A 251-nucleotide genomic window follows, 5' to 3' on the forward strand; every position below is an offset into this window, starting at 1 on the left:
GGCACCACTGACGGATGAAGAAGCGAGCCGGGGAGAGCCGCCTCTGCACTCGCGTACCTTTGACGGGCCAGGGTTATGGGGTATGTGTGTGACTCTGTTAGCTGACGGCACCTTATATTTGTCGCTGCTTTTCGGTTGGTTATATTTGTGGACAGTTTCACCAAATAAAACCTTACCTGACGTGTCGGCAATTTCGCCGGTTTTAATGGGGCTAAGTGGTGCGTTACTGACCATTGCAGTGACTTTGTATC

At 51.0% G+C, this 251-nt stretch carries 1 protein-coding gene; it reads left to right on the forward strand.

Translation table 11 applies throughout. The features are described from left to right. Positions 1-251: hypothetical protein (locus NLF92_RS13475; protein WP_254102767.1), on the forward strand; the 251-nt coding region annotated here is incomplete at both ends.

Source organism: Opacimonas viscosa, from assembly GCF_024199005.1.
In the GTDB taxonomy this organism is placed as follows: domain Bacteria; phylum Pseudomonadota; class Gammaproteobacteria; order Enterobacterales; family Alteromonadaceae; genus Opacimonas; species Opacimonas viscosa.